This is a genomic window from Dickeya undicola (assembly GCF_000784735.1).
GTDB classification, from domain to species: domain Bacteria; phylum Pseudomonadota; class Gammaproteobacteria; order Enterobacterales; family Enterobacteriaceae; genus Dickeya; species Dickeya undicola.
Window position 1 is genome coordinate 132,744 of sequence record NZ_JSYG01000017.1, and the last position, 23,949, is coordinate 156,692.

General features: G+C 54.3%; 20 protein-coding genes. 13 read left to right on the top strand and 7 right to left on the bottom strand.

Annotated features, from left to right (window positions below):
- Positions 1 to 379 precede the first annotated feature (379 nt).
- A complete protein-coding gene (locus tag OB87_RS08395; protein WP_050515677.1) occupies positions 380 to 2,068 on the bottom strand; it encodes a methyl-accepting chemotaxis protein in 1,689 nt (562 codons plus the stop codon).
- A 330-nt stretch (positions 2,069 to 2,398) separates the two neighbouring features.
- Complete coding sequence (locus tag OB87_RS08400) at positions 2,399 to 4,081, bottom strand: methyl-accepting chemotaxis protein (RefSeq protein ID WP_033568990.1); 1,683 nt, start codon at positions 4,079 to 4,081, stop codon at positions 2,399 to 2,401.
- Positions 4,082 to 4,840: 759 nt separating this feature from the next.
- Here OB87_RS08400 and ugpB point away from each other — a divergent pair.
- From ugpB to OB87_RS08430, 6 genes are all read left to right on the top strand, one after another.
- Positions 4,841 to 6,160, top strand: coding sequence for a sn-glycerol-3-phosphate ABC transporter substrate-binding protein UgpB (gene ugpB, locus OB87_RS08405; protein ID WP_033568991.1), 1,320 nt, complete (start codon positions 4,841 to 4,843; stop codon positions 6,158 to 6,160).
- Positions 6,161 to 6,227: 67 nt separating this feature from the next.
- Positions 6,228 to 7,115, top strand: a complete 888-nt coding sequence (gene ugpA, locus OB87_RS08410; RefSeq protein WP_033568992.1) for a sn-glycerol-3-phosphate ABC transporter permease UgpA — start codon at positions 6,228 to 6,230, stop codon at positions 7,113 to 7,115.
- Positions 7,116 to 7,141: 26 nt separating this feature from the next.
- Positions 7,142 to 7,990 carry a sn-glycerol-3-phosphate ABC transporter permease UgpE gene (gene ugpE, locus OB87_RS08415; RefSeq protein ID WP_033568993.1) on the top strand — a complete coding sequence of 283 codons (849 nt, stop codon included), beginning with the start codon at positions 7,142 to 7,144 and terminating at the stop codon, positions 7,988 to 7,990.
- Positions 7,991 to 7,996: 6 nt separating this feature from the next.
- Positions 7,997 to 9,073 carry a sn-glycerol-3-phosphate import ATP-binding protein UgpC gene (locus OB87_RS08420; protein WP_033568994.1) on the top strand — a complete coding sequence of 359 codons (1,077 nt, stop codon included), beginning with the start codon at positions 7,997 to 7,999 and terminating at the stop codon, positions 9,071 to 9,073.
- A complete protein-coding gene (gene ugpQ, locus OB87_RS08425; RefSeq protein WP_033568995.1) occupies positions 9,070 to 9,813 on the top strand; it encodes a glycerophosphodiester phosphodiesterase in 744 nt (247 codons plus the stop codon). Before OB87_RS08420 ends, ugpQ begins: the two co-directional genes overlap by 4 nt.
- A gap of 185 nt (positions 9,814 to 9,998) precedes the next feature.
- Complete coding sequence (locus tag OB87_RS08430) at positions 9,999 to 10,955, top strand: AEC family transporter (RefSeq protein ID WP_033568996.1); 957 nt, start codon at positions 9,999 to 10,001, stop codon at positions 10,953 to 10,955.
- Between the two features lie 73 nt (positions 10,956 to 11,028).
- Here OB87_RS08430 and OB87_RS08435 read toward each other — a convergent pair whose 3' ends face one another.
- Positions 11,029 to 11,310, bottom strand: coding sequence for a DUF2756 domain-containing protein (locus OB87_RS08435; protein ID WP_033568997.1), 282 nt, complete (start codon positions 11,308 to 11,310; stop codon positions 11,029 to 11,031).
- Positions 11,311 to 11,512: 202 nt separating this feature from the next.
- On the opposite strand from OB87_RS08435, the gene OB87_RS08440 reads away from it, so the two are divergent.
- Positions 11,513 to 11,977, top strand: a complete 465-nt coding sequence (locus tag OB87_RS08440) for a tRNA (cytidine(34)-2'-O)-methyltransferase (RefSeq protein ID WP_033568998.1) — start codon at positions 11,513 to 11,515, stop codon at positions 11,975 to 11,977.
- A gap of 54 nt (positions 11,978 to 12,031) precedes the next feature.
- Here OB87_RS08440 and OB87_RS08445 read toward each other — a convergent pair whose 3' ends face one another.
- From OB87_RS08445 to cpxR, 4 genes are all read right to left on the bottom strand, one after another.
- The gene (locus OB87_RS08445; RefSeq protein ID WP_033568999.1) at positions 12,032 to 12,805 is read right to left on the bottom strand and encodes a DUF3142 domain-containing protein; all 774 of its coding nucleotides are present in this window, start codon (positions 12,803 to 12,805) and stop codon (positions 12,032 to 12,034) included.
- Positions 12,775 to 14,976, bottom strand: coding sequence for a hypothetical protein (locus OB87_RS08450; RefSeq protein ID WP_033569000.1), 2,202 nt, complete (start codon positions 14,974 to 14,976; stop codon positions 12,775 to 12,777). Before OB87_RS08450 ends, OB87_RS08445 begins: the two co-directional genes overlap by 31 nt.
- 240 nt (positions 14,977 to 15,216) lie before the next feature.
- On the bottom strand, positions 15,217 to 16,587 hold the full coding sequence (gene cpxA / locus OB87_RS08455) for an envelope stress sensor histidine kinase CpxA (protein ID WP_033569001.1): 1,371 nt from the start codon (positions 16,585 to 16,587) through the stop codon (positions 15,217 to 15,219).
- Positions 16,588 to 16,603: 16 nt separating this feature from the next.
- Positions 16,604 to 17,302, bottom strand: coding sequence for an envelope stress response regulator transcription factor CpxR (cpxR, locus tag OB87_RS08460; RefSeq protein WP_033569002.1), 699 nt, complete (start codon positions 17,300 to 17,302; stop codon positions 16,604 to 16,606).
- A 184-nt stretch (positions 17,303 to 17,486) separates the two neighbouring features.
- On the opposite strand from cpxR, the gene cpxP reads away from it, so the two are divergent.
- The 6 genes from cpxP to OB87_RS08490 all read left to right on the top strand — a co-directional run bounded on the left by cpxP (position 17,487) and on the right by OB87_RS08490 (position 23,689).
- On the top strand, positions 17,487 to 18,011 hold the full coding sequence (gene cpxP / locus OB87_RS08465) for a cell-envelope stress modulator CpxP (RefSeq protein WP_033569003.1): 525 nt from the start codon (positions 17,487 to 17,489) through the stop codon (positions 18,009 to 18,011).
- Between the two features lie 331 nt (positions 18,012 to 18,342).
- Positions 18,343 to 19,650, top strand: a complete 1,308-nt coding sequence (locus OB87_RS08470; RefSeq protein WP_033569004.1) for a phage tail protein — start codon at positions 18,343 to 18,345, stop codon at positions 19,648 to 19,650.
- Between the two features lie 247 nt (positions 19,651 to 19,897).
- Positions 19,898 to 20,281: a tail fiber assembly protein gene (locus tag OB87_RS08475; RefSeq protein ID WP_033569005.1), complete on the top strand. Its 384-nt coding sequence runs from the start codon at positions 19,898 to 19,900 to the stop codon at positions 20,279 to 20,281.
- Positions 20,282 to 20,531: 250 nt separating this feature from the next.
- On the top strand, positions 20,532 to 21,710 hold the full coding sequence (locus OB87_RS08480; RefSeq protein WP_033569006.1) for a phage tail-collar fiber domain-containing protein: 1,179 nt from the start codon (positions 20,532 to 20,534) through the stop codon (positions 21,708 to 21,710).
- A gap of 360 nt (positions 21,711 to 22,070) precedes the next feature.
- The gene (locus OB87_RS08485) at positions 22,071 to 23,069 is read left to right on the top strand and encodes a phage tail-collar fiber domain-containing protein (protein ID WP_033569007.1); all 999 of its coding nucleotides are present in this window, start codon (positions 22,071 to 22,073) and stop codon (positions 23,067 to 23,069) included.
- Entirely contained in the window at positions 23,069 to 23,689 is a 621-nt protein-coding gene (locus OB87_RS08490; RefSeq protein ID WP_033569008.1) for a tail fiber assembly protein, read from the top strand. Before OB87_RS08485 ends, OB87_RS08490 begins: the two co-directional genes overlap by 1 nt.
- The last annotated feature ends 260 nt before the right edge of the window (positions 23,690 to 23,949 follow it).

Below are 23,949 nucleotides of genomic sequence, written 5' to 3' on the forward strand. Positions count from 1 at the left end.
GTTTTGTCCTGCAACTCGAATTATTTTGGGTATAAAATTTCTAATCAAGAAAAAATGTATAAAATTTATCTTCAGGCATTTCTAATACCTGAAATGGATGCTCTTCCTGAACAGTTGGCAGTATGGAGGTTTTTTATGCGCTTGTCGATAAACTGTAATAAAAGTTTTTTATTACTTAATGTTTTTTTATTAACGAAAATAGAATTAATTTATCAATAGAGGTTACAAAAAATATATTCCAAATTAAATTCCTTCATTTTTGGATGAAGTAAGCATAATCGAGGGTAAATACCTCGACTTTTTTTGAAATTCATCAACGATATTTACTCGTGATGATTAATTCCTGCTTTTTTGTATGGTCTTTTGCATGGCCTGGTGTTCAGAATGCTTCCCAGCCACTGTTATTCGCCGTTGCCAATGATGTTGCTGGCTTTTGCCGTGCAGGACGGTTGATTGTGTGCTGCGGCATTGCGACGTCGTTGCTGCGGATAGCAAATACCTGTACCAGCTCCACCAGATGACGGGCCTGATCGCTCAGGCTGTCGGCGGCGCTGGCAGACTGTTCCACCAGAGCAGCATTCTGCTGAGTGACCTGATCGAGCTGGTTGACTGCCTGATTAATCTGGCTGATGCCGGATTCCTGCTCGGTGGTCGTGGAGCCGATTTCCCGGATCAGGTCGGCGACATGGCGCGCCTGCGTCACGATATCATCCATGGTGGTGCCAGCGTGGCTGACCAGCTGCGAGCCACTTTCCACTTTTTCCATGCTCTCGGTGATCAGCTCCTTGATTTCACGGGCGGCGGAGGCCGAGCGCTGTGCCAGCGAGCGCACCTCGCCAGCCACCACCGCGAAGCCACGGCCTTGCTCACCCGCGCGGGCGGCTTCTACCGCCGCGTTGAGTGCCAGAATATTGGTCTGGAAAGCGATGCTGTCGATAACGCTGATAATGTCGCCGATTTTGCGTGAGCTGGCGGTAATGTCGTCCATAGTGCGGATGACGTTACCCACGACTTCACTGCCTTTGGCGGCGGTATCACTGGAGGTGGTGGCGAGCTGGGCGGCTTCACGCACGGTTTCACCGTTCTGGCGGATGGTCTGGCTGATTTGCTCCATCGAGGCGGCGGTTTGTTGCAGGCTGGCGGCCTGCTCTTCGGTGCGCTGGCTGAGGTCGGCATTGCCCATGGCTATCTGCTGCGAACCGGTGGCGATGGATTCACTGCTCTGGCGTACCTGACCGACAATGTGGCCGAGACTGTTACACATGGCGTGCATCGATGCCAACAGGCTCTGCTGGTCGTGGCGGGCGAGGTCTACGCTAACGGCCAGATTTCCTTGTGCGACTTCCTGGGCGATGTGGGTAGCATACTGGGGTTCACCGCCTAGTTGGCGCAAGATGTAGCGGCTCAAATACCAGGCGGTGGTGCCGCCGATAACACAGCCCGCCAACGCCAGTGCCAGCATCAACCACCCGGTTTGATTAGCCTGTTGCTCGGCGTCGTTAGTCATCGACAAGGTTAACGAAGATTGGTCGTCGATCATTTTATCCAGCGTGCTAAACATCCCTTCCTGCGCTTTTTGCAGGTCAGCGACAATAATATTGCGCGCTTGCACCGGATGCCCTGCCATACCCGCTTCTACGGCGTTGTTCATCGCCTGGCTATAGGCGGGTCGAAACTGATCGAGCTGTTGCAGCCCTCGCTGCATATCAGGGGTGTCAGCGGCCTGTACGATGTGCTCGACCAGTTTTGTCATGTTGGCGTTGGTTTCATCCAGGCGCTGTTTTTCCTGCTCTCGCTGCGTTTTGTCATTCAGGAGCGCAATGTTGCGTACCCGGCGCGCCGCATCGTTAAGGTGGTCTTTCATTCTTTCTAACTGCAACAGCGTTACCATGTGTGATTTCGACAATAACTGCATGTCGGTGCTCAGCTTGCGTAATTGAAACTGACCAAATAGCGCGATAAGAAAGCCGATGATAATCACCCACGCGAAACCCGAGTTAAGGCGAGTGGAAAGCCGAATGTTTTTGAAGCGGGTATTGCTGAAACTGGTTTGGCTGAATGTAGTCATGCGCCCCCCTGAATGATTGAGATAACAGCGCCAGTAGCATGGCGGCTCAATGCATAGCAAAAAACAATAAGACATTGATATTGTTATGTACCGCGACGACGCTTCGTGAAACCTGAAGGCTATTGGCAACGGTGTTGCGTTGTCGTTGGCAAGGTCAGGATATAAATAACCAAAATGGCACAGGTTGAGTAATAGATATTCGCTATACCCACCTTCTTTTATGCTGGCGTGAGCCGGTCACTTATTAATTTTTGCGTGCAGATTCCAGCCGTCAGGGCTACATCGTAAGAAACCGCCACCATGATGGCGGCGGTCAGAGGATGGGATTACTCAGAACTGTTCCCAGTTGCTGTTGCTGGCGTTGGTTGCCAGTGCCAGTTTGGGTTGTGCGGGTTTTTTCAGTCCGGTTTCCGGTTTTTGCAACAACGCGCTCTGGTTGTTAAGGTTATTCTGAATAGTAAATATACTCATCAGCTCCACCAGCCGCGCGGCTTGATCGCTCAGGCTGTCGGCGGCACTGGCTGACTCTTCCACCAGCGAGGCGTTCTGCTGGGTGACCTGATCGAGCTGGTTAACCGCATCATTAATCTGCGAAATGCCAGACTCCTGCTCGTGAGTGGTCACGCCGATCTCACCAATCAAATCCGCGACGTGGCGTGCCTGCTTCACCAGTTCGTCGATGGTGGAGCCCGCTTCGCCCACCAATGCTGAACCGGCTTCCACCGTTTCGACGCTGGCGGTGATCAGTTCCTTGATTTCTTTGGCGGCGGAAGCGGAGCGTTGGGCCAGATTTCTCACCTCGCCTGCCACCACGGCAAAACCGCGGCCCTGCTCACCGGCACGAGCGGCTTCCACCGCGGCGTTGAGCGCCAGAATATTGGTCTGGAAGGCGATGCCATCAATGACGCTAATAATGTCACCGATTTTGTGCGAACTGTGGGATATCTCTTCCATGGTGCGGACGATGTTGTTGACGGCCTCACCCCCTTTCGCGGCGGTTGAACTGGCCGACTGCGCCAGCGTGGTGGCGGTGCGCACGGTATCGCCATTCTGGCGGATGGTCTGGCTCATCTGCTCCATAGACGCGGCGGTCTGCTGTAGGCTGGCGGCCTGTTCTTCGGTGCGTTGACTCAGGTCGGTACTACCGGCGGCGATTTCGCTGGCACCGGTAGCGATGGATTCACTGCTCTGACGCACCTGAGTGACGATCTGCCCCAGTTTTTCCCGCATGTCGTTCATGGCTGCCAGCACACTGTGATTGTCGCCTGCACGCAGTTCGACATTAAAGGCCAGATTGCCGTCGGCAATGTGTTGAGCAACCGTTGCGGCGTAAACCGGTTCGCCACCTAACTGACCTTTCACGGTGCGGGTGATAAGCCAGGCTGTTAGCGCGCCGAGTACCGCAGCGGCCAGTGCCAGCACCAGCATTACCGAGCCATCTGAACGGGCGTTTTGCATGGAGTCCGTCACCACGTTCATGGTGACTTTTTTCTGGAAGTCGAGCATGTTGTCCAGTGCCCGGAAAACACCGTTTTGGGCGGTCTGCATGTCGTTGAGGATTAGGTCACGGGCCTGTTCGCGCTGATCTGACTGACCGGAAATGCCCAATTGAACCGCGTTATTGAATGCCTGCAAGTAAGCGGGTCGAGCCAGCGTCAGCTGGTTAAGCTGATCGCGGGTTTCCGGCGTATCAAGCCGTTCCGACAACTGTTTGAGCACCTCGGTGTTGCGGGCGATTTGCCGGTCGATCAGCTGTTTCTCACGAGCGATGCGTGCCGGATCGTTACTGAGCGCAATATTACGAACCAGACGGGAATTAGTATCGAAGCCGGTTTTGGCTTCCTGAATCAGCATCATGTTGGTGAGCGTGGTGGAGGAGAGGTGGTCGATGTCGTCCCCCAGTCCTACCAGTTGAGTCCGGCCAAATACCGCTACCAGCAGACCAATCACGATGACTAAAGCGAATCCGGCACTTAACATGGTGCCCAATTTTATTTTTTTCAGCGCGTTCATAGATATCCTTACGTCGTGTATTCCATGCGTTTATTCGGGACCTCGTCCGGGAGGTAAAATGAAAATAGCTCTATATGTGTATAATTTGGGTTAGTTCTATTTCATGTGAATAATTTTTGTGGGCCAGCCGACAGATCTCCTGTTTATTACGATTGCTTTTTAAATAGATAGAGAGGTAATGATCTTATAAAAACCGATAACAAGAATCTCTAACTCCAATAATTAAGATAAGAAAATAATTGGAATTGAAATTACATTGAATCTCATGGGGTAATAAGAGTAAGGAATATAAATTGGTTTGTCGAATGCAATATATAAACTTTTCAAATAAAGCATCAAAAGAATAATTTTCAGTAGTATTTCTGCAATTTCGATCGCGTTCTTACAGCAAGGATGCGCTGATGGTTACAGAGATAGGCCAACCCGTAGAGGGTCTATACCCGTCATACTTCCAGTTGCAGGTGCGTTGGCTGTATTTTTGTGAGCATTGTTGCTTGCCGCCGGTGCAATCGTCTTTCTTGGTTAATAAATCTATGATTTATATTTAAAAATATACTATCTGCCGTATCGGTTTTCCGCTGGTTTTTCTCCCCGCTGCAATCGTATGCACTTGTCATCCGGTTGTCATGATGCAGTTATTTTTCTGTCATCCGGGCGTGTCATGTTACCTGCCGAACATAAAACGCGCTTTTTCGCTCATGGTGCTCACAATGATCAGTATCTGCAATGATCAGCACCCACATGATCTCAGGAGACAGCATGTTTCAGCACGCTATCCGTAAAACCGCCGCCGTTGTCATTATGGCATTCGCCGCCAGCGCACAAGCGCAGGCTGTTACCGAAATTCCGTTCTGGCATTCGATGGAAGGAGAACTGGGTAAAACCGTTAATTCTCTGGCTGACCGTTTTAACCAGACGCACAGCGACGTCAAAATCGTTCCGGTGTACAAGGGCAACTACGAGCAGAGCCTGGCGGCCGGTATCGCTGCATTCCGCAGCGGCAATGCGCCAGCGATTCTGCAAGTATACGAAGTGGGCACCGCCACGATGATGGCCAGCAAGGCGATCAAACCGGTATATCAGGTGTTCAAAGAGGCGGGCGTGCCTTACGACGAGACAATCTTCGTGCCGACCGTCTCCGGTTATTACTCTGATGCCAAAACCGGGCACCTGCTGTCTCAGCCGTTCAACAGTTCCACTCCAGTGCTGTACTACAACAAAGACGCTTTCAAAAAAGCGGGTCTGGACCCGGAACAGCCGCCAAAAACCTGGCAGCAGATGGCCGAGTACACCGCTAAACTGCGTGCGTCCGGCATGAAATGCGGCTACGCCAGCGGCTGGCAGGGCTGGATTCAGATTGAAAACTTCAGCGCCTGGCACGGCCTGCCGATCGCCACCAAAAACAACGGCTTCGATGGCCTTGATGCGGTGCTGGAGTTCAATAAACCGGTTCAGGTCAAGCACATCCAGATGCTGGAAGACATGAATAAGAAAGGGGACTTCACCTACTACGGCCGTAAAGACGAACCGACCGAGAAGTTCTACAACGGCGATTGCGCCATGACCACCGCGTCGTCCGGTTCGCTGGCCAATATTCGTCAGTACGCCAAATTCAACTATGGCGTAGCGATGATGCCGTATGACGCCGACGTGAAAGGCGCGCCGCAGAACGCCATTATCGGTGGGGCCAGCCTGTGGGTGATGAACGGTAAAGACGCCGCCACCTACAAAGGCGTGGCTGAATTCATGCAGTTCCTGTCAACGCCGGAAATCGCCGCCGAGTGGCACCAGAAAACCGGTTATCTGCCGATCACTACCGCCGCTTACGAGCTGACCAAGCAGCAGGGTTTTTATGACAAGAACCCCGGTGCCGACATCGCTACTCGTCAGATGCTGAACAAGGCACCACTGCCGTTCACCAAGGGGCTGCGTCTGGGCAATATGCCGCAGATTCGCACCATCGTGGACGAAGAGCTGGAAAGCGTCTGGACCGGCAAGAAAACCCCGCAGCAGGCGCTGGATGCGGCTGTAGAACGCGGCAACGTACTGTTGCGTCGCTTCGAACAAGCAAACAAGTAACCGTATTCCGGGCCGAAGGGATTCGGCCACCCTTTTCTGAGAACCTTGCTTTCTGAGAGCCTTGTGCATGACTGCTTCCCGTCCTGTTTTTGGCCGCAGCCTGCTGCCTTACCTGCTGGTGCTGCCGCAGCTGGCCATCACGGTGATCTTTTTCCTCTGGCCTGCCGGGCAGGCGCTCTGGTATTCGGTGCAGAGTGTCGACCCGTTCGGCCTCTCCAGTCAGTTTGTCGGGCTGGAGAACTTCACCAACCTGCTTTATGACAGCTATTACCTTGGCTCCTTTTACACCACGTTGCTGTTCAGTTTTCTGGTGGCATCGTCCGGGCTTCTCGTGTCGCTGTTTCTGGCCGCGCTGGTGGATTACACCCTGCGTTTTAGCCGCCTGTACCAGACGCTGCTGATTCTGCCTTATGCGGTGGCCCCTGCGGTGGCGGCGGTGCTGTGGATGTTTCTGTTCAACCCCGGTCTGGGGCTGATTACCTGGCTGCTGCACCAGTGGGGCTATGACTGGAACCACGCCCAGTACAGCGGCCAGGCGATGTTTCTGGTGGTGCTGGCCTCGGTGTGGAAGCAGATTAGCTATAACTTCCTGTTTTTCCTGGCGGCGTTGCAGTCCATTCCCCGTTCACTGATTGAGGCGGCGGCGATTGACGGCGCTGGGCCGGTGCGCCGTTTCTTCAATCTGGTGCTGCCGCTGATTTCGCCGGTGAGTTTCTTCCTGCTGGTGATCAACCTGAATTACGCCTTCTTCGATACCTTCCCGGTGATCGATGCCGCTACCGGCGGTGGGCCGGTGCAGGCAACCACCACGTTGATCTACAAGATTTATCGTGAAGGATTCGCCGGTCTTGACCTCTCCAGTTCGGCGGCGCAGTCGGTGGTGCTGATGTTGGTGGTGAGCGTGTTGACGGTGATTCAGTTCCGCTTTGTCGAGCGTAAGGTGAACTATCAATGAGCCGCTTTACCATGACAGGAAGCCGGATGATTGAGAATCGTCGCGGGCTGGATGTCTTTAGTCACGCCATGCTGGTGATCGCGATTCTGGTGGTGCTGTTCCCGTTGTACGTGGCGTTGGTCGCCGCGAGCCAGAGCCAGGAGCAGATGTCCCATGTGCCGATGTCGCTGCTGCCTGGCGGCCACTTGTGGGAAAACCTGACAGACATCTGGCAACACGGGGTAGGCGACAACAACAGCGCGCCGTTCGGCCTGATGCTGTTTAACAGCTTTGTGATGGCGCTGGCGATCACCCTCGGCAAAATCAGTGTCTCGATGCTGTCGGCTTTCGCCATCGTCTATTTCCGTTTTCCGTGCCGCAACCTGTTCTTCTGGATGATTTTTTCCACGCTGATGTTGCCGGTAGAAGTGCGTATCTTCCCGACAGTTGAGGTGATTTCTCATCTCAATATGACCAACAGCTATGTCGGGTTGACGCTACCGGTGATGGCGTCCGCCACTGCTACGTTTCTGTTCCGCCAGTTTTTTATGACGTTGCCGGACGAGTTGCTGGAAGCGGCGCGTATCGATGGTGCCAGCCCGATGCGCTTTTTCTTCGACATGGTGCTGCCGTTATCTAAAACCAATCTGGCGGCGCTGTTTGTCATCACCTTTATCTACGGCTGGAACCAGTATCTGTGGCCGCTGCTGATCGTCAATGACCCCCATTTGGGTACGGCGGTCGCCGGGATCCAGAGCATGATCGCCACCGGCGACACCGCTACGCCCTGGCATCAGGTGATGGCGGCGATGCTGATAACTCTGCTGCCGCCGTTGTTGATTGTGTTGCTGATGCAGCGCTGGTTTGTTCGCGGTCTGGTTGATAGTGAGAAATAGAATCTTATGGCATGTTTAAAACTTCAGGCCGTCACCAAATCCTATGACGGCAAAACTCAGGTGATTCAGCCGATCGATCTCGATGTGGCGGACGGCGAATTTGTGGTGATGGTCGGCCCGTCCGGCTGCGGCAAATCCACGCTGCTGCGGATGGTAGCCGGTCTGGAACAGACCTCCAGCGGCGATATTTACATCGGTGAGGAACGTGTTACCGACAAAGAGCCGAAAGATCGCGGTATTGCGATGGTGTTCCAGAATTACGCGCTCTATCCGCATATGAGCGTTTACGACAACATGGCCTATGGCCTGAAAATTCGTGGTTTCGGCAAAGCACAGATTCGCCAGCGGGTGGAAGAGGCGGCGCGCATCCTGGAACTGCAACCGCTGCTCAACCGCAAGCCGCGCGAGCTGTCTGGCGGTCAGCGCCAGCGCGTGGCGATGGGGCGTGCCATCGTGCGCGAGCCCTCCGTATTCTTGTTCGACGAGCCGTTGTCTAACCTTGACGCTAAGCTGCGGGTGCAGATGCGTCTTGAATTGCAGCAACTGCACAAACGACTGCAAACCACCAGCCTGTACGTCACCCATGACCAGGTGGAAGCGATGACGCTGGCCCACCGGGTGATCGTGATGAACAAAGGCGTGGCGGAGCAAATTGGCGCCCCTGCCGAGATTTACCGCAAACCGGCGTCGTTGTTTGTCGCCAGCTTCATCGGCTCGCCCGCCATGAATCTGTGGGCCGGACAGGTGAGTGCTGACGGCAGCCGGGTCGAGCTGTCGGCAGATTTCTCGTTGCCGCTGCCGGTGACGAAGCCAGAGTGGCAGGGGCGCAGCGTGACACTGGGTATGCGTCCGGAGCACATATTGCAGTCCACCGCCGACGCGGGCGGCGTGCCGCTGGTGGTCGAGACGCTGGAATTGCTGGGCGCGGATAATCTGGCGCACGGCAAATGGGCGGGGCAGAATATCGTGGTGCGCCTGTCGCACGAGCATTGTCCGGCGGTGGGGGAAACCCTGTGGCTCAATCTGCCGACCGCATCCTGGCATATATTTGATTCGCAAAGCGGATTACGGATGGAAGCATGACCCCGAACTGGCCTTATCCTGCTATCGTCGCCCACCGTGGCGGTGGCGCTTTGGCACCAGAAAACACACTGGCGGCGATCGACGTCGGTGCGCATCACGGCCATAAAATGATTGAGTTTGACGCCAAGCTGTCGCAGGACGGGCAGATTTTCCTGTTGCACGACGACACGCTTGAACGCACCAGCAACGGCTGGGGCGTGGCGGGCGAGCTGCCGTGGGACAAGCTGGTAGGGCTGGACGTCGGCAGTTGGTTCAGCCGCCAGTTCAGCGGCGAACGCCTGCCGCTGTTGTCGGAAGTGGCGAAGCGTTGCGCGCAGTACGGTTTGGCGGCCAATATCGAGATCAAACCGACCACCGGCTGCGAGGCGCAGACCGGTCGCGTGGTGGCGCTGGCTGCACGCGAGCTGTGGCAGAACCATCCGGTCGCGCCGCTGCTGTCGTCGTTTTCGGTTGCAGCATTGGAAGCGGCACAACAGGCGGCACCGGAGCTGCCGCGTGGACTGTTGCTGGACGAGTGGGACGATGATTGGCGCACGCTGACCGAACGGCTGGGTTGCGTGTCGATTCACCTTAATCACCAGTTATTGGATGAGGCGCGTGTCAGGCTGCTGAAAGATGCCGGGCTGCGCATTCTGGTGTACACCGTCAATCAACCGGATCGCGCGCGTATCCTGCTACAGTGGGGCGTTGACTGCATCTGTACCGACCGGATAGATTTGATTGGACCACAATTTAATTAATGCCGGTTGAATATCGTCTGTTCCGACAGACGTCACGCCGGTCAATAAACCGGCGTGTTTCGCCAGGCGTTTCCTGTATGACCTTGGGCCACTCGGCCCGTCCCTCCGGTGAGGCTGCTGCTGCGCCGTCGTGATAAGCCATCAGCCTTCGCCTGGGTGAGCCGCGCGTTTTTTAAGGAAGGGCGATGCCCACGTTTATTCTTTCTCTCTGGCACCAGATTTTTCTTTCGCTGCCGCTATTTGTACTGATTGCGCTGGGGTATGGCCTGATTCGTTTCGGTCGCTGGCCGTCAACCGTCACTGATGCACTGACCAAATTCGTCTTTTCCGTGGCGCTGCCTGCCATGCTGTTCCGCATGATGTGCGATTTCTCCAAACGACCGGCGGTCGACGCCCGGCTGCTGATCGCCTTCTTTGGCAGCTGTCTCATCGTGTTTGTGCTGGGCCGGATTGTCGCCAGCCGGGTGTTTCGGCTGGATGGTGTGTCCGGCTCGGTGTTTTCGCTCAGCGGGATTTTCTCCAACAACGTGATGCTCGGTTTGCCGATCGCCACCCTGATGCTTGGCCCGCAGGCGGTTCCGTCCGTGGCGTTGGTGCTGGTGTTCAACGGCCTGATTCTGTGGACGCTGGTGACCGTCTCGGTGGAATGGGCGCGCAACGGTTCGCTGTCGATGCAGGGGTTTAGCAAAACCGCGATCGGCGTGCTGAAAAACCCGCTGATCATCGGCATTCTGTCCGGGACGTTCTACAGCCTCACTGGCTTGCCGCTGCCGGACGTGATTGATAAGCCTATCGGCATGTTGGGGCAAATTGCCGTTCCGCTGTCGCTGATAGCGCTGGGAATGGGGCTGGCGGAATACCGTATTCGTGACGGCTGGCAAATCAGCGTCGCGATTTGTCTCATCAAGCTGGTGGTGCAACCGCTGGTGGTGTGGGTATTGGCGGTGGCGTTGGGTCTGCCGGAGATGGAAACGCGGGTAGTGGTGCTGCTGGGGTCGATGGCGGTGGGTGTCAATATCTACCTAATGTCGCGCCAGTTCAATGTGTTGGGCGGCCCGGTCGCCGCCAGCCTGTTGATGTCGACCGCGCTGGCTGGCATTACTACACCGCTGATTCTGACGCTAATGGGTGTGAGGGTATAACCGCATCTGTAACCCGCCGACCATCATGGAGGTGAGCGGCGGGCTGGTTGGAGACGTCAGTATCGATTGAGCGTCAGTACCGGTTGGTATTACCCGGAGCGGATTGCTGGATGCGCTGGCGATTCTGCTCCAGTTGCTGTTGTAACTGGCGCTGTTGTTCACGGCTGCGCTGCTGGATGTCGCTATTCAGTTGCTGTTGCTGCAACGCCTGATTTTGCTGCATCTCTTGCAGCAGCCGCTTCTGGCTGCTGATACCGTTTTCAAATTGCTGCTGCTGGGGCGATATCTGTTGCGTGGCAGCCTGCGCCAGCAACGGCAGGCACAGGAGCAGCATCAGGGGAGATATTATTTTCATGATTCCTCCGGGGAAACGGCTGTCGGATACCGCTTTATTCTAGCTGCTAATCGGAGCGTCGTCTCAGCCTTCCGTGGCATGATTCAGGTATGCCACGATTCAGGTATGCCACTTCGGACGATTCGTGGTCCCAGCCCCGGCTGGGGCGTGAGCGTGGAATAAGCTATACTGGTGCCCACCTTTTTTTGTCTCTGATTTCATCATGTTTCATATCGCGCTCTATGAGCCACAGATTGCGCCCAACACCGGCAATATTATCCGTCTGGCGGCCAACAATGGCTGTTCGTTGCACCTGATCGAACCGTTGGGCTTCGATTTCGAGGAAAAAAAGCTGCGCCGCGCCGGGCTGGATTATCACGACCTGGCGAATGTCAGCCGCCATCGCAACTATCAGGACTTTTTGCTGGCGGTGGCGGGGCAGCGGATTTTCGCCTGCACCACCAAAGGCAGCCGCCCTTACGACGAACCCGACTACCAGCCGGGCGATGTGCTGCTGTTCGGCTCTGAAACTGCCGGTTTGCCGGATGATATCCGCAACGGCTTCACACCGGAATGCCGTATCCGCATCCCGATGGAGCCGAACTGCCGCAGTTTGAATCTGTCCAACTCGGTGGCGATCATCAGCTACGAAGCCTGGCGGCAGAATGGCTTTGGCGGCCGACGCTGACGTATAGCGGGGCAATGGCTGGCAACATTTGTACCGTGGCAGAGGAGATGTAGGTTAACGCCGTTGCAAAATGGGAGTGCGACGTGCTGGGGTCGGATTGAGCAAAAACACCACTTCTCCGCGGTAAAACGGCGATGCTGCCAGCCGCCGCTGCCACTGTTCATCCCACTTGCCGTGTTGCACCAGCCCGAGCCGGAACGGCAGTTTCAGGTTCATCAGTGTTGGCAGATAGGCGGCGTAATTCTCCACCGTGCGCCGTCCCTGATAGGTTTGCACCACCAATTCATCCACCACGCCGTTCAGCCGGTTGAGTTGCCGGATATCGCCGGTTTTGGCCCAGTCCAGCAGCCCGGTGACGCTCAGACGACAGTCGGGCGGCAACTGCTGGCGGAGGGTTTGCAGAAAAGCGGCATAGTGCGACAGGTGGTAGCTTTGGGCGTCGAAATCGATCTGAATACCATCGACCCGGTTGCCTGAGGCGACCCAACGCTGTCGCAGTTGCAACAGACGCCGCACTTCCGGTGCGCCAAGGCGCAGTTCGGAAACCCGAAACGACAGCCAAAGATGCCTGACCGGTAGGGCGCTGGCCGGAATTCCCTGACGCAGGAATACGGTTTTGCCGTTCCGGCGGGCGATTTCCCCCTGATGCAGATAGAGCGTGTCTGCCTGAGACAACACCGGTTGCGGCTGCACCGCCGCCCACAGCCAAAAGGCGTGATAATGGGCGGCGTTAACCGTGGCGCTGTACGCTGTGGAACTCAGGCACAGCAGGGCTGTCAGCACAACAAGATGGCGGGCTACCAGTAGTATTTGAGCTGCCGTGCCCATTGACTGCCTTTAAAGTCCGTTTTTAATTGCCGGAACCACGCCTTGCGGGTTTCCTTGCTGATATCCTGCGAACCGCAGTCGTTGTAACCGCTTGGTGCATAGCAGTAGATAGCGCGGTAGAGTGCGTAACTCTTGTCTTCTGGCGGCGCTTTTGCGTCGGCTATCACCTGTATGTAGTTGTCCAGACGGTTGGATTCCTTGCCTGGATACTGGGCGACGGCATCTGTCAGGCCATTAAGCATGTTGCTTTCACCCCAGTCGAATCCGACGTCGTTACCCGTGCGTAGGAAGAACTCACCCAGACAGTTCAGCGCATGGGCGTCATTAGCGTTTTGGCTCAGGGTGGTAACCGTTTCCTGTAGCGTCGGGCATTCATACCCCTCTTCGGTATCGGTGCCGTCCCAGCCGAATGCGGTCAGATCTTCCTCGTTCCAGCTCATGTTTTCGGTGCTTTGCAGGGGTGCGATGGTTTTCAACATCGCGCTGTCTTTCAGAAAACCGGCGTAGTCGCGGTGTGTCAATTGTTTGGTCAATAGCGTGTGCAGGGCGATAGCGCGCTCTTCATGCGTCTGCTGAGGGCCGGTCTGGCGGTGTAACAACTCGGCATCGGCGCTGACCTTCAGGATAGCGGAGCGAAAACGCAGATTTTTGACCGGGCTTTCCGGTGCGAAGACCCGCTCTGGATGGCCACTATCTACCAGCGTTTGTGCCAGTGTCAGCTGCAAAAATTGCTGCTGGGTGTAGGTGGTTTTCAGCATCAACAGGTGACGCCAGTGTGCTTCCGCCTCGTCCCACTGTTTTTGCTGTTGCATCGCCAGCCCGCGCAGCACCTGGCTGCTGAAGGCGGTGACGTCGGTGATATCTTTCGCGGTGGTCACTGGCAGGGTTTTCAACACGGCGGCGTAGTCCCGTTGCAGGTAGTACTGAAACGCCGCCTGCAAATAGCGGAATGCATCCTGCATTCCTGCTTTTTCAAACAGCGGCTGCTGGCGGGTAATTTCTTCCTGTGTCAGCGCGGGCAGCGTCATCCAACCGTCGGGGCTGCGCAGACGTTTGATGTCTTGCACCAGCATCAGGATTGGCGTATCGGCCGAGGTCACAAACTGGTTGTCTTCCAGCAGTTTATTGTCGATTTCGTTACCGATGGCCTGCAACTGATCCACGCTTTTGGCGGACGCCAGCACCTGGCTGAAACGACCGGCCAGCGCAACGGTGTCGCCGCTGATCCACTCGGCCCGGCGGTACAGGCCTTTGGCTGAATCGACGTATTCTCCTTTCGGATACTGTTTCAGGTACTCATCGATACGCTGAACCGCCTGCTTCCCGGCATTCTTGTCCATCTTGCGAGGGTCGAACATGTTGTATTCGTCCTGCGCGTCTTTCATCGCCTGATTAATCGATACCCGAATCAGCATATAACGGGCCGTTTCCGCCACCCACGGCTGGCTGGCTGACAACAACTGCTGGAAGCCTGCATCCGCCTGATCCAACTGGCCTTCATAAAACTCCACCGCACTGGTGAGGTAGCGGCGTAACTCACCCGCATGGCCGCCGTCCGGTACGCTACTCAGATCGGTCGTGGCGTCGTTGACGCCGTAATCGCTGGACAGCATTTTCATTCGCACTAATGCTAACGGGGTGCGCTGGGCGTCGTTCAGTGCTTTGTCCGCCAGCAGCAGATCGAAAAAGTTCTCCAGTGTGGTGGCGTCGTTGGAAATCCAACGACCATCCAGATCAACCGGCGTCAGGTCGCGCAGTTTATTCAGTTCGGTATCCGGAAAATGCAGCTGGGTGGCTTTTTGCAGCAGCGAGGCGTTCTCTTCGTTGGCTTTGTCGTCCGAGGGCGCGCTGGGGTCGGCCGACGCGTCGGTGTTCGCACTGGTGCTGTTGTCTTCGGTGGCGGCTAGCCCCATCACGCGGTAAGCGGTGAACGGGTCGACGCGGGAGCGGGTTTGGTCCGGTTCTGGCTGAGGTATCGGTAGCGGGATATGATTACGGCTACTTTGCAGGAGTACCAGATTGGTGCGGGTGTCGTTATCCGGCAGAAGATAGGGAAGCGCGGGCATACCGCAATCGGCATCGGAAAAACCGCATACACCATCGACGGAAGCGTATGTCGGCATCTGTACCAGCGTGGCGATAAGTCCAGCCAGTAAGGCTAATCCTTTCATGTTCTTTTTCCTGTGCAGGGTGTCAGGCAACATCAAGAACTTATTCCATCAGGCATGTGCAGCTTCATGCATGACTGAAGGGATAATTTCTTTTGCCTGCGGGATGGTGCGGGCGATTTCTCGCGGTTATTCGCCCGGCGGCACAGGTTCACACTCTACCCGAGCAGGGAAAAAACTCAATCGGTTGACGGCATGGATGTGATGTCGGGCGCGGGTGTCCGCGCCCGAAAAGGCAGGTTATCAACGTTGATAGAGCGGTAGCCAGAGCGTGAGCTGCAAACCGCCCAGCGGGCTTTCATCGGCTTTGGCCCAGCCACGATGCTGAGAAATCGCGGTTTCGACGATCGCCAGCCCCAGACCGGTGCCACCAGATTCGCGATCGCGGGCTTCATCCGTGCGGTAGAACGGCCGGAAAATCTGTTCCCGATCCTCCGGGCTGACGCCGGGACCGTCGTCGCCGACGACAATGGTGACACCCTGATTATCGACCGAAAACGACACAACGATGCGGCTATACGAATACCGCAGCGCGTTACGAACAATGTTTTCCAGCGCACTATCCAGCGCGGTCGGGTTGCCGAATAGTGGCCAGGGACCCGGAGGTGATAATACCTCCAGCGTTTTACCCATTTGCTCGGCCTCAAAGCGGGCGTCGTCCAGCACGTCGTTCCACAGTTCATCCGCCTGTAGCTCTTCCCGCGACAGTTCATGCTTGTGCTGGTTGCGCGACAGCACCAGCAGGTCGTTGATCATGCCGTCGAGCCGCTGGGTTTCGGTTTCAATGCGGTTCAATTCGTTGCCTTCACCCTGACGGCGGCGTAATAACGCGGTCGCCAGTTGCAGACGCGTCAATGGCGTGCGCAGCTCATGGGAAATGTCGGACAACAGACGTTGCTGCGCGGTCACCATCCGCTCCAGCGCACTCACCATCTGGTTAAAGCTGGCACCGGTCGCCCGGAATTCCTGTGCGCCCGATTCCAGTTCCGGATGCTGCTTCAGGTTACCGCGTGCCACTTCGTCGGCGGCGTTTTTCAGCTTGCGTGCCGGTTTCGCCAGACTCCAGGCCAGCCATAGCAACAGCGGTGAGCTGGTCAGCATGGTGACGATCAGCAGTAACAGCGGGCGGTCGAACAGCAGGTTGATAAAATCGGACTGCGGGCTGCTGGCGGGGCGCAGCATGTACATCAGGTAGCTGTCCTCGCCGTCGCGCACGGAAAACGGCCCCAGCAATTCCAGACGGCCGTATTTTTTTTTCTGTGGGAAATCAGCGCTGTCGGACTGACCGATAAAGTTGCGCACCATCTGCATTTCATTGCGCTGGGCACCAATCACACGCCCTTCGCTGGTGACCAGCAGCAGGCGTTGACCAGGCGGTGCCCATTTTTCGATCACGCGAAACAGGCGTCGCCACCATAGCAAATCATTAGCCGGGTCACTCGCCAGCTCGGCCTCAATGTGCTGCTCCAGCATCAACCCCTGCCTCTGCTCGTTCTCCAGCAGGGGAGTGAGTTGCCGGGAGTCCAGCTTGGGCAGCATCAGCACCAGCATCAACACCAGAGCCAGCGTCAGCCAGAAAATAGCGAAGATACGAGCGGTAAGACTGTTGATCATACAGCAGCAATCCGAATCATGCGGTGGACACCATCAGATAACCTCTGCCGCGCAGGGTTTTAAACCAGGGCAGCCCATCCTTGCGCTCAGGTAATTTGCGCCGCAGGTTGGAGATATGCATGTCGATGGCGCGATCAAACGGTGTGAGACGCTTGCCCAGCACTTCCTGACTGAGATGTTCGCGCGACACCACCTGGCCCAGGCGCTGCGCCAGCAGGTAGAGCAGTGTGAATTCGGTGCCGGTCAGATCCAGCACGTCGTCGTCGAAGCTGGCTTCCTGACGGCCCGGATTAAGCCGTAGCGCATCGACCTCGATGGTCGGCGCACTGGCTTCGCCCACTTGTTGTTGGTCAGTCCAACTGGAGCGGCGCAGAATAGCGCGGATGCGGGCAACCAGCTCGCGATCGTTGAAGGGTTTAGGCAGATAGTCGTCTGCTCCCAACTCCAGGCCGAGCACGCGGTCCAGCTCGCTGCCGCGGGCGGTAAGCATGATCACTGGCGTCTGATAGCGTTGACGCACTTCCTTAAGTGTATCGATGCCGTTTTTCTTCGGCATCATGATATCCAGCAACAACAGGTCAATCGAGTCATCCAGCACGCTTAACGCCTGTTCGCCGTCATGGGCGACAACGACATTAAAGCCTTCCATTTCGAGCAATTCCCGCAACAGGGATGTCAGCTCGCGATCGTCATCAACCAACAGGATTTTATTCATGATTTACCTACCTCCACGGGCAAAATACGTCATAGATCGCCGCTATTCCATGACTTTACGTAGTTTTACATCGTCTGACGCATGTTTGCAGCAAGGCAATTAGACTACGTTCATCGATTCGCCAAACAGTACACGTCACACCATACGTAAACACAAGCCGTACGTGAATACAGAGGAGTCATTGATGCGGGGCACCATCATCACGTTATCTTTTACTTCACTGCTGATGCTGGTCACCGGCACTGTGATGGCGACTGAAAACGATGCTCCCAGAGTGGGGAACTGTTATCGCGATGACTCTGCCATGAAACGCGAAGAGAGTCAGCAAGGCATGTTTGACGGTGTGAAGTTGACGGAACATCAGCGCCAGCAAATGCGTGACCTGATGCGGCAAGTCCGCCATGAACAGCCGGTTTATGACGCGAACGATGTGGAAATAATGCATCAGTTGGTGACGGCGGAAAAATTCGACGCACCGGCGGTGCAGGCGCAAGTCGCCAGAATGGTTCAGGCGCAGATTGCGCGCCAGGTGGAGATAGCCCGGGTGAGCAACCAGATGTACAACATGTTGACGCCGGAGCAGAAATCGCTTCTGAACCAGAAACATGAACAGATAATGCAGAGCGTGCGGCAGCAAATGTCCGCACCTGGAGCAAGCAGCCAGAATTTGGAGCTGTCCCGTCAGGGGCAGGATGAGAGTACCGAGTAATGCGTGTTTTTCCGAGTAGTGAGAGTAGTGCTGAGAGTAGTGTGTAGAGAAGTAACCTGTTTTCCTTGCCATAGACACCATCCCTGTCTTTTAGCCCTCCTTGATGGAGGGCTTTTTTTTGCCTGTATTCTGTACCTCCTTTTCCCGGCGCTGTTGTGCCATGGCTGTGCCAACCCCCATGCCGCGTGTTTTTGCTGGCTTGTCAGCATACTGTCCTTCACTGCCACAACGGGTCGAAATCGCTTGAGAAAGCGTGTATCAACGGGCGTGGCGGTATTGGTTCCATACCCTGAATGGGTTCCTTCTATCGCTAATACTGATGAGACACGTTATGAGCACAAAATATATCGCTCTGCTTACCGAAGTTGGCGCAGCCAGACTGGCGAATGCGATTGCGTTGGGAAAACAGCTGGAGATTACCCAAATGGGGGTGGGAGACGGTGGTGGTACGCTGCCGACACCCGATGCAACCCAGACTAAACTGATTAACGAAAAGCGACGTGCCTCGCTGAATTCATTGAATATCGATCCGGCCAATCCCAATCAAATTATTGCCGAGCAGGTAATTCCAGAAAATGAAGGTGGCTTCTGGTTACGTGAAATCGGCCTGTATGACGGCGATGGCAATCTGGTGGCGGTAGCCAACTGCCCTGAAACCTATAAACCGCAGATGCAGGAAGGCTCTGGCCGCGTGCAGACGGTACGTATGATTTTGGCGGTTAGTCAGGCTGATGCGGTGTCGTTGAATATTGATCCTGCGGTGGTGCTGGCAAGCCGGAAGTATGTGGATGACAAGGTATTATCTTCGCTGACATATACCAACACAAACGTGATCGAAGTTAAGTCGTATACCGACAACTCGCTGGCGGAACATATTGCTGCAACTCATCCACACAAGCAGTATGCACCGATTGATAGCCCGGTATTTGTTGGTAATCCTACTGCGCCGACACCACCTCTATTTGATGCGGATACCAGCATTGCGACCACGGCGTTTGTACATGCAGCGATCGGTAATCTTTCTGGTGTGCGGCAAGTCTTGTCCGCGGGGAATATTGTTGCAAATGATGCTGGGCGGTTAGTGGTGTTAGATGGTACGCCAGGCACGGTGTTTTTACCGAGTGCTCCTGCGGTCCCGGCAGGAACGATGTTACATCTCTCGTCAAGACAATCGGGATGGGTTATCAGTTCGTCAGGCGGGGAGCCCATTGATACGACTTATTCGCTTATCACGTCGTTTCGAATGGGTCAGGCTGAAAATGTAGTTCTGGTATCGAACGGTGTAAACAGCTGGACGATGACTGGGGGCATTGTACAGATGCGGTATGCCGAATCATTCCGGTGCTTGTCTGCAACGAATGGTTATCAGGTTTTGCCATCTGGCGTGATTTTCCAGTGGGGAATGTTAGCTATGTCACCCAGTGTTGCCAATGTTTATAAAACGCAGTCGTTTTCATTCCCGATTGCATTCCCCAACGCACTCTTTTCAATATCCGGGGCAATCAAGACGGGAATTTCCGCTGAATCGTTTGTTAATACGTCGTTTGAGGGAGCATCCAAGGCGGGGGCAACCTGGTATTACTCCTCCGGCGTGCCAGTCTCTGGTTGTATAATAAGTTATATTGCCGTGGGATTCTAATTGTACGTTATTTTTTCCTTCACTAGTTCAGTGAGAATATCGGCTGGTACGAAAGTATTGAGAAAGTGAAGTCTAATTGCAGTAATTGAGATATAGCAATGCTCTATTTATCTCGCCGCTTATCGCTAGCTCTAAATTGATATTTTTACATCATATTATCTGGTAATTACCTGGATGTGTTTTATTTCACGGTGCGGCTGTGGTAGGTCAGGGTTATTATTCAACAATTGGTTTTTAAGGAGACACTATGGCATACCTTTTTTCTCCCCAGGAAATGGGCTTTTATTCAGTGAGCATTCATGGTGCTAACATTCCCGGTGATGCTATTGAAATAAGTGATGACGACTATCAACACTTATTGAGTGAACAGGCTCTGGGTAATACCATTATTTTTGATGAATTGACGAAGAAACCTGTTGCCGTTACCCCGGCACCGGTATCAGAAACACAGTTGGCTGAGGCGGCGCGGCGGCAGCGAGACAATTTACTGCTTGCCAGCGACTGGACCCAGGCGTCGGATGCACCGGTTGATCAGCAAACCTGGCGTTCTTATCGTGAAATATTGCGTCAGGTTCCGGAACAAGCTGGCTTTCCTCATAATGTAGAATGGCCGGTGTTGCCTGAAAAATAAATAAAAGCACGATTTACTCACTTTATTCCCTTTGTTTTATTTCTACCCGCCTTTATGGCGGGTTTATTTTTACCTGTATGTTGTGCCATGGCTGACACAACGTCAGTCAGACGATTTAAAGCTGACTCCTTTGCATAATGTTGTCTGAAGCAACAACAAAGCGGAAGGCGTTGCAAACACTGGCGACTATTTTTTCAGGAGTGCTTGCAATGCTGCATAATACTTTTGGCAACATGGAGGAACATAGGTCATGGCAGTGAAATACATGGCATTACTTACTCAGGTGGGAATAGCAAAACTGGCGAATGCCACTGCGCAGGGAAAAACGCTGAATATCACCCAGATGGGGGTTGGTGATGGAAGTGGAAATCCGACAATGCCTGATCCTGCCCAGACTGCATTGATTAATGAAAAGCGTCGTGCCCCGCTGAATTCTCTGAGTGTTGATCCGGCTAATCCCAACCAGATCATTGCCGAACAGGTTATTCCGGAAAATGAAGGTGGGTTCTGGTTGCGTGAAATCGGTTTGTATGATGTGGATGGTGATTTAATTGCGGTAGCCAACTGCCCGGAAACGTACAAGCCACAGTTGCAGGAAGGCTCCGGTCGCATACAGACCGTGCGTATGATTTTAGTTGTCAGTAACACTAGCGCCGTTACCCTGAAAATAGACCCGGCGGTTGTGTTGGCTACCCGCAAGTATGTTGATGATAACGCGGTTGAGGTTAAAAATTATGCCAATACGCTGATGACCAGCCATATTGCTGATACTAATCCGCACAAGCAGTATGCGCCGATTGCCAGCCCGGTATTTACCGGTAACCCTGCCGCACCGACCGCGGCGGCGGGAACCAATACGATGCAACTTGCCACCACCGCGTTTGTTGCAGGCGCTATTGATTTGCAGTCGAGTAAAACGGACAGCAGCATCAAACTAAAACTGGATATTAACGACATTGTTGGTATTCCGTTGCCGTGGCCGCAAGCTACAGCGCCAGCAGGTTGGCTCAAATGTAATGGTCAGACGTTTGATAAAAATTTGTACCCACGGTTGGCGCAGGTTTATCCATCTGGCGTGCTGCCGGATTTGCGTGGTGAGTTTATTCGTGGTTGGGATGATGGGCGTGGGGTTGATAACTCAAGAACCTTGCTGTCATTACAGACTGATGCCATCCGAAATATCGTAGGTCAAACAGGTCTTATTCTGACTTCAAGGATTACAGTCGGGGCTGGGGCTATAACTGAATTAAGTCGAAACTATTATCCAGTTTATAACGGTACACCTATAGGTAGCGTTAATGACAATGGAAGTACGGAAACTGTATATCGTGAAATGGTTGCCGCCTTTGATGCATCTAAAGTTGTACCTACTGCCAGTGAAAACCGCCCCCGAAATATCGCCTTTAACTACATCGTTAGAGCCGCGTGAAATCTATAAATATGGTGCACTACCATTGACGTTTACCGGTCATCATATCGATAAAGCATAAAAATATATTGAGTCTACCTGGAATAACACTTTTCTGTTATTCCGGGTGGATTGTTTTATTCATAAATAATGATGTTTTTTGCTCGTCAATATATCTACCCGGTTGCTGTCGATTCATCAATTTCTGACCAACTATTAATCGGCGTTGTTGTGTCATCACGGCCACAACGGCATACACGGGTAATATTATTGTTACGTCTAGATAATGGTTGTGAGAAAGCTGAGCGAACACATGGTGCTGGTATGACGACAATATTTTTTTGCTGACGCTATTTTTAACCAATATAGACGAGGGGAATGATGGGAACTAAATACTTTACGCTGCTCACCCGTATCGGTGAGACTAAATTGGCCGAGGCCATCTCAACAGGAAAACCATTAGAAATCGCTCAAATGGGAGTGGGGGATGACGGTGGGGTGTTACAGACACCGGACCCGATGCAGACCAAACTCGTCAATGAAAAGCGCCGGGCGGTGATTAATTCATTGAGTGTTGATCCGGCTAATCCCAACCAGATCATTGCCGAACAGGTTATTCCGGAAAATGAAGGTGGGTTCTGGCTGCGTGAAATCGGTTTGTATGACGCGGCCGGTAACCTGATTGCGGTAGCGAACTGCCCGGAAACCTATAAACCAGAGTTGAAAGAAGGCTCCGGCCGGGTACAGACCGTGCGCATGATTCTGATTGTTAGCCGTACCGATGCGGTAACGCTGACGTTTGACCCGACGGTAGCACTGGCAACCAGGCGCTATGCTGACACACTGTTGTCCGGGCATCTTGCCGATACCAACCCTCATTCACAGTATTTGTTGATCAGTGAATTTGTCGGCATTCCACAGCCGTGGCCGCAAGCGACCGCCCCGGCGGGCTGGCTGAAATGTAACGGCCAGGCGTTTGATAAAAGCGTTTATCCCCGACTGGCGCAGGTCTACCCGTCAGGTGTGCTGCCGGATTTGCGTGGCGAATTTATTCGTGGCTGGGATGATGGGAGAGGGGCTGACAATGCGCGAGAGCTGCTTTCATTGCAAGGCGACGCAATCAGGAACCTCATAGGTGAGCAGTCGCTTGTTGTAGCGTATAACGGTAAATCTAACGGGGTATTTTACAACAATGGTAAAAACTCTAACGAAGGCGTGTATGAAGACAATTCGAACATTGTGAATGCCCCCCCAGTTGGAAGTGCATCCGCATCTTCACAGGGTGAGAGGATTTACTTCGACGCCTCGCGCGTTGTACCAACGGCTAACGAAAACCGTCCACGCAACATCGCCTTTAACTACATCGTGAGGGCGGCGTAATGACGATATCGACGCAGGACGTGCGCGCAGTGCTGGCGGCAGACGGGCTGGCTACTCAGGCAGGCTGGTTGCGGGTGTACCACGTGGATGTGCTCACCCGTGAGTATGATGGTTACAGCGAGGAATACCTGATGCCGGGGACCGGTATTCCCGCCCACAGCTATGCCGATGAACCGCCACAGTCAGAATCGGAAGGGCACGCGCTACGCCGTTCGTCCGATGGTCTGCACTGGGAATGGGTGCCGGATTGGCGCGGGCAGACCGCTTACGACACGAAAACCCGTCAATCACAGGTGGTGGGTGATCTGGGGCCGTTACCCACCAATTGGACCCTGTTGCCACCTGCCAGCGAGTTTGACCGCTGGGATGGGTCACAATGGGTCACGGATTCGGCGGCACATCAGGCCAGTCTGGTGCAGGCAGCCCGACGGGAGTGTGATGTGCGTCGTCAGACGGCGCATGACCGTATCCGCGAGCTGACCTATGCGCAGGAACTGGAGATGGCTACCGAGCAGGAAACCCAGTCGCTCAAAGACTGGAAAACCTATCTGGTGCAATTAAGTCGGGTCGACCTGGCTTATGCGCCTGGCATCGACTGGCCGACCCCACCATCACTCTGATGAGACTCGATACCCGTTCGGAATAACCTCGGCAGGTTATTCCGAACGGGTTGTTTTCATTGGTCTACTCGGGACCGGTTGTTGCGATACCTTCCCCCACGCCTTAGCGATTCCTCCCCTGACAACGGTGATTCAGTAACCTTGTTGTGCCATTACCACCACGCCCGTATGAACGGGCGATTTGATGGGCTATCAGCATAATGGTTGTCAGGCGGCAGACAGGACGATGAGTACTTGCCGTGCTCTGATTTTGCCCCGTT

What these genes read in the sequence shown, in the direction of transcription:
- OB87_RS08395 (WP_050515677.1), bottom strand. Translation starts at nt 2,068, where the DNA reads ATGACTACATTCAGCCAAACCAGTTTCAGCAATACCCGCTTCAAAAAC.
- OB87_RS08400 (WP_033568990.1), bottom strand. Translation starts at nt 4,081, where the DNA reads ATGAACGCGCTGAAAAAAATAAAATTGGGCACCATGTTAAGTGCCGGA.
- ugpB (WP_033568991.1), top strand. Translation starts at nt 4,841, where the DNA reads ATGTTTCAGCACGCTATCCGTAAAACCGCCGCCGTTGTCATTATGGCA.
- ugpA (WP_033568992.1), top strand. Translation starts at nt 6,228, where the DNA reads ATGACTGCTTCCCGTCCTGTTTTTGGCCGCAGCCTGCTGCCTTACCTG.
- ugpE (WP_033568993.1), top strand. Translation starts at nt 7,142, where the DNA reads ATGATTGAGAATCGTCGCGGGCTGGATGTCTTTAGTCACGCCATGCTG.
- OB87_RS08420 (WP_033568994.1), top strand. Translation starts at nt 7,997, where the DNA reads ATGGCATGTTTAAAACTTCAGGCCGTCACCAAATCCTATGACGGCAAA.
- ugpQ (WP_033568995.1), top strand. Translation starts at nt 9,070, where the DNA reads ATGACCCCGAACTGGCCTTATCCTGCTATCGTCGCCCACCGTGGCGGT.
- OB87_RS08430 (WP_033568996.1), top strand. Translation starts at nt 9,999, where the DNA reads ATGCCCACGTTTATTCTTTCTCTCTGGCACCAGATTTTTCTTTCGCTG.
- OB87_RS08435 (WP_033568997.1), bottom strand. Translation starts at nt 11,310, where the DNA reads ATGAAAATAATATCTCCCCTGATGCTGCTCCTGTGCCTGCCGTTGCTG.
- OB87_RS08440 (WP_033568998.1), top strand. Translation starts at nt 11,513, where the DNA reads ATGTTTCATATCGCGCTCTATGAGCCACAGATTGCGCCCAACACCGGC.
- OB87_RS08445 (WP_033568999.1), bottom strand. Translation starts at nt 12,805, where the DNA reads ATGGGCACGGCAGCTCAAATACTACTGGTAGCCCGCCATCTTGTTGTG.
- OB87_RS08450 (WP_033569000.1), bottom strand. Translation starts at nt 14,976, where the DNA reads ATGAAAGGATTAGCCTTACTGGCTGGACTTATCGCCACGCTGGTACAG.
- cpxA (WP_033569001.1), bottom strand. Translation starts at nt 16,587, where the DNA reads ATGATCAACAGTCTTACCGCTCGTATCTTCGCTATTTTCTGGCTGACG.
- cpxR (WP_033569002.1), bottom strand. Translation starts at nt 17,302, where the DNA reads ATGAATAAAATCCTGTTGGTTGATGACGATCGCGAGCTGACATCCCTG.
- cpxP (WP_033569003.1), top strand. Translation starts at nt 17,487, where the DNA reads ATGCGGGGCACCATCATCACGTTATCTTTTACTTCACTGCTGATGCTG.
- OB87_RS08470 (WP_033569004.1), top strand. Translation starts at nt 18,343, where the DNA reads ATGAGCACAAAATATATCGCTCTGCTTACCGAAGTTGGCGCAGCCAGA.
- OB87_RS08475 (WP_033569005.1), top strand. Translation starts at nt 19,898, where the DNA reads ATGGCATACCTTTTTTCTCCCCAGGAAATGGGCTTTTATTCAGTGAGC.
- OB87_RS08480 (WP_033569006.1), top strand. Translation starts at nt 20,532, where the DNA reads ATGGCAGTGAAATACATGGCATTACTTACTCAGGTGGGAATAGCAAAA.
- OB87_RS08485 (WP_033569007.1), top strand. Translation starts at nt 22,071, where the DNA reads ATGGGAACTAAATACTTTACGCTGCTCACCCGTATCGGTGAGACTAAA.
- OB87_RS08490 (WP_033569008.1), top strand. Translation starts at nt 23,069, where the DNA reads ATGACGATATCGACGCAGGACGTGCGCGCAGTGCTGGCGGCAGACGGG.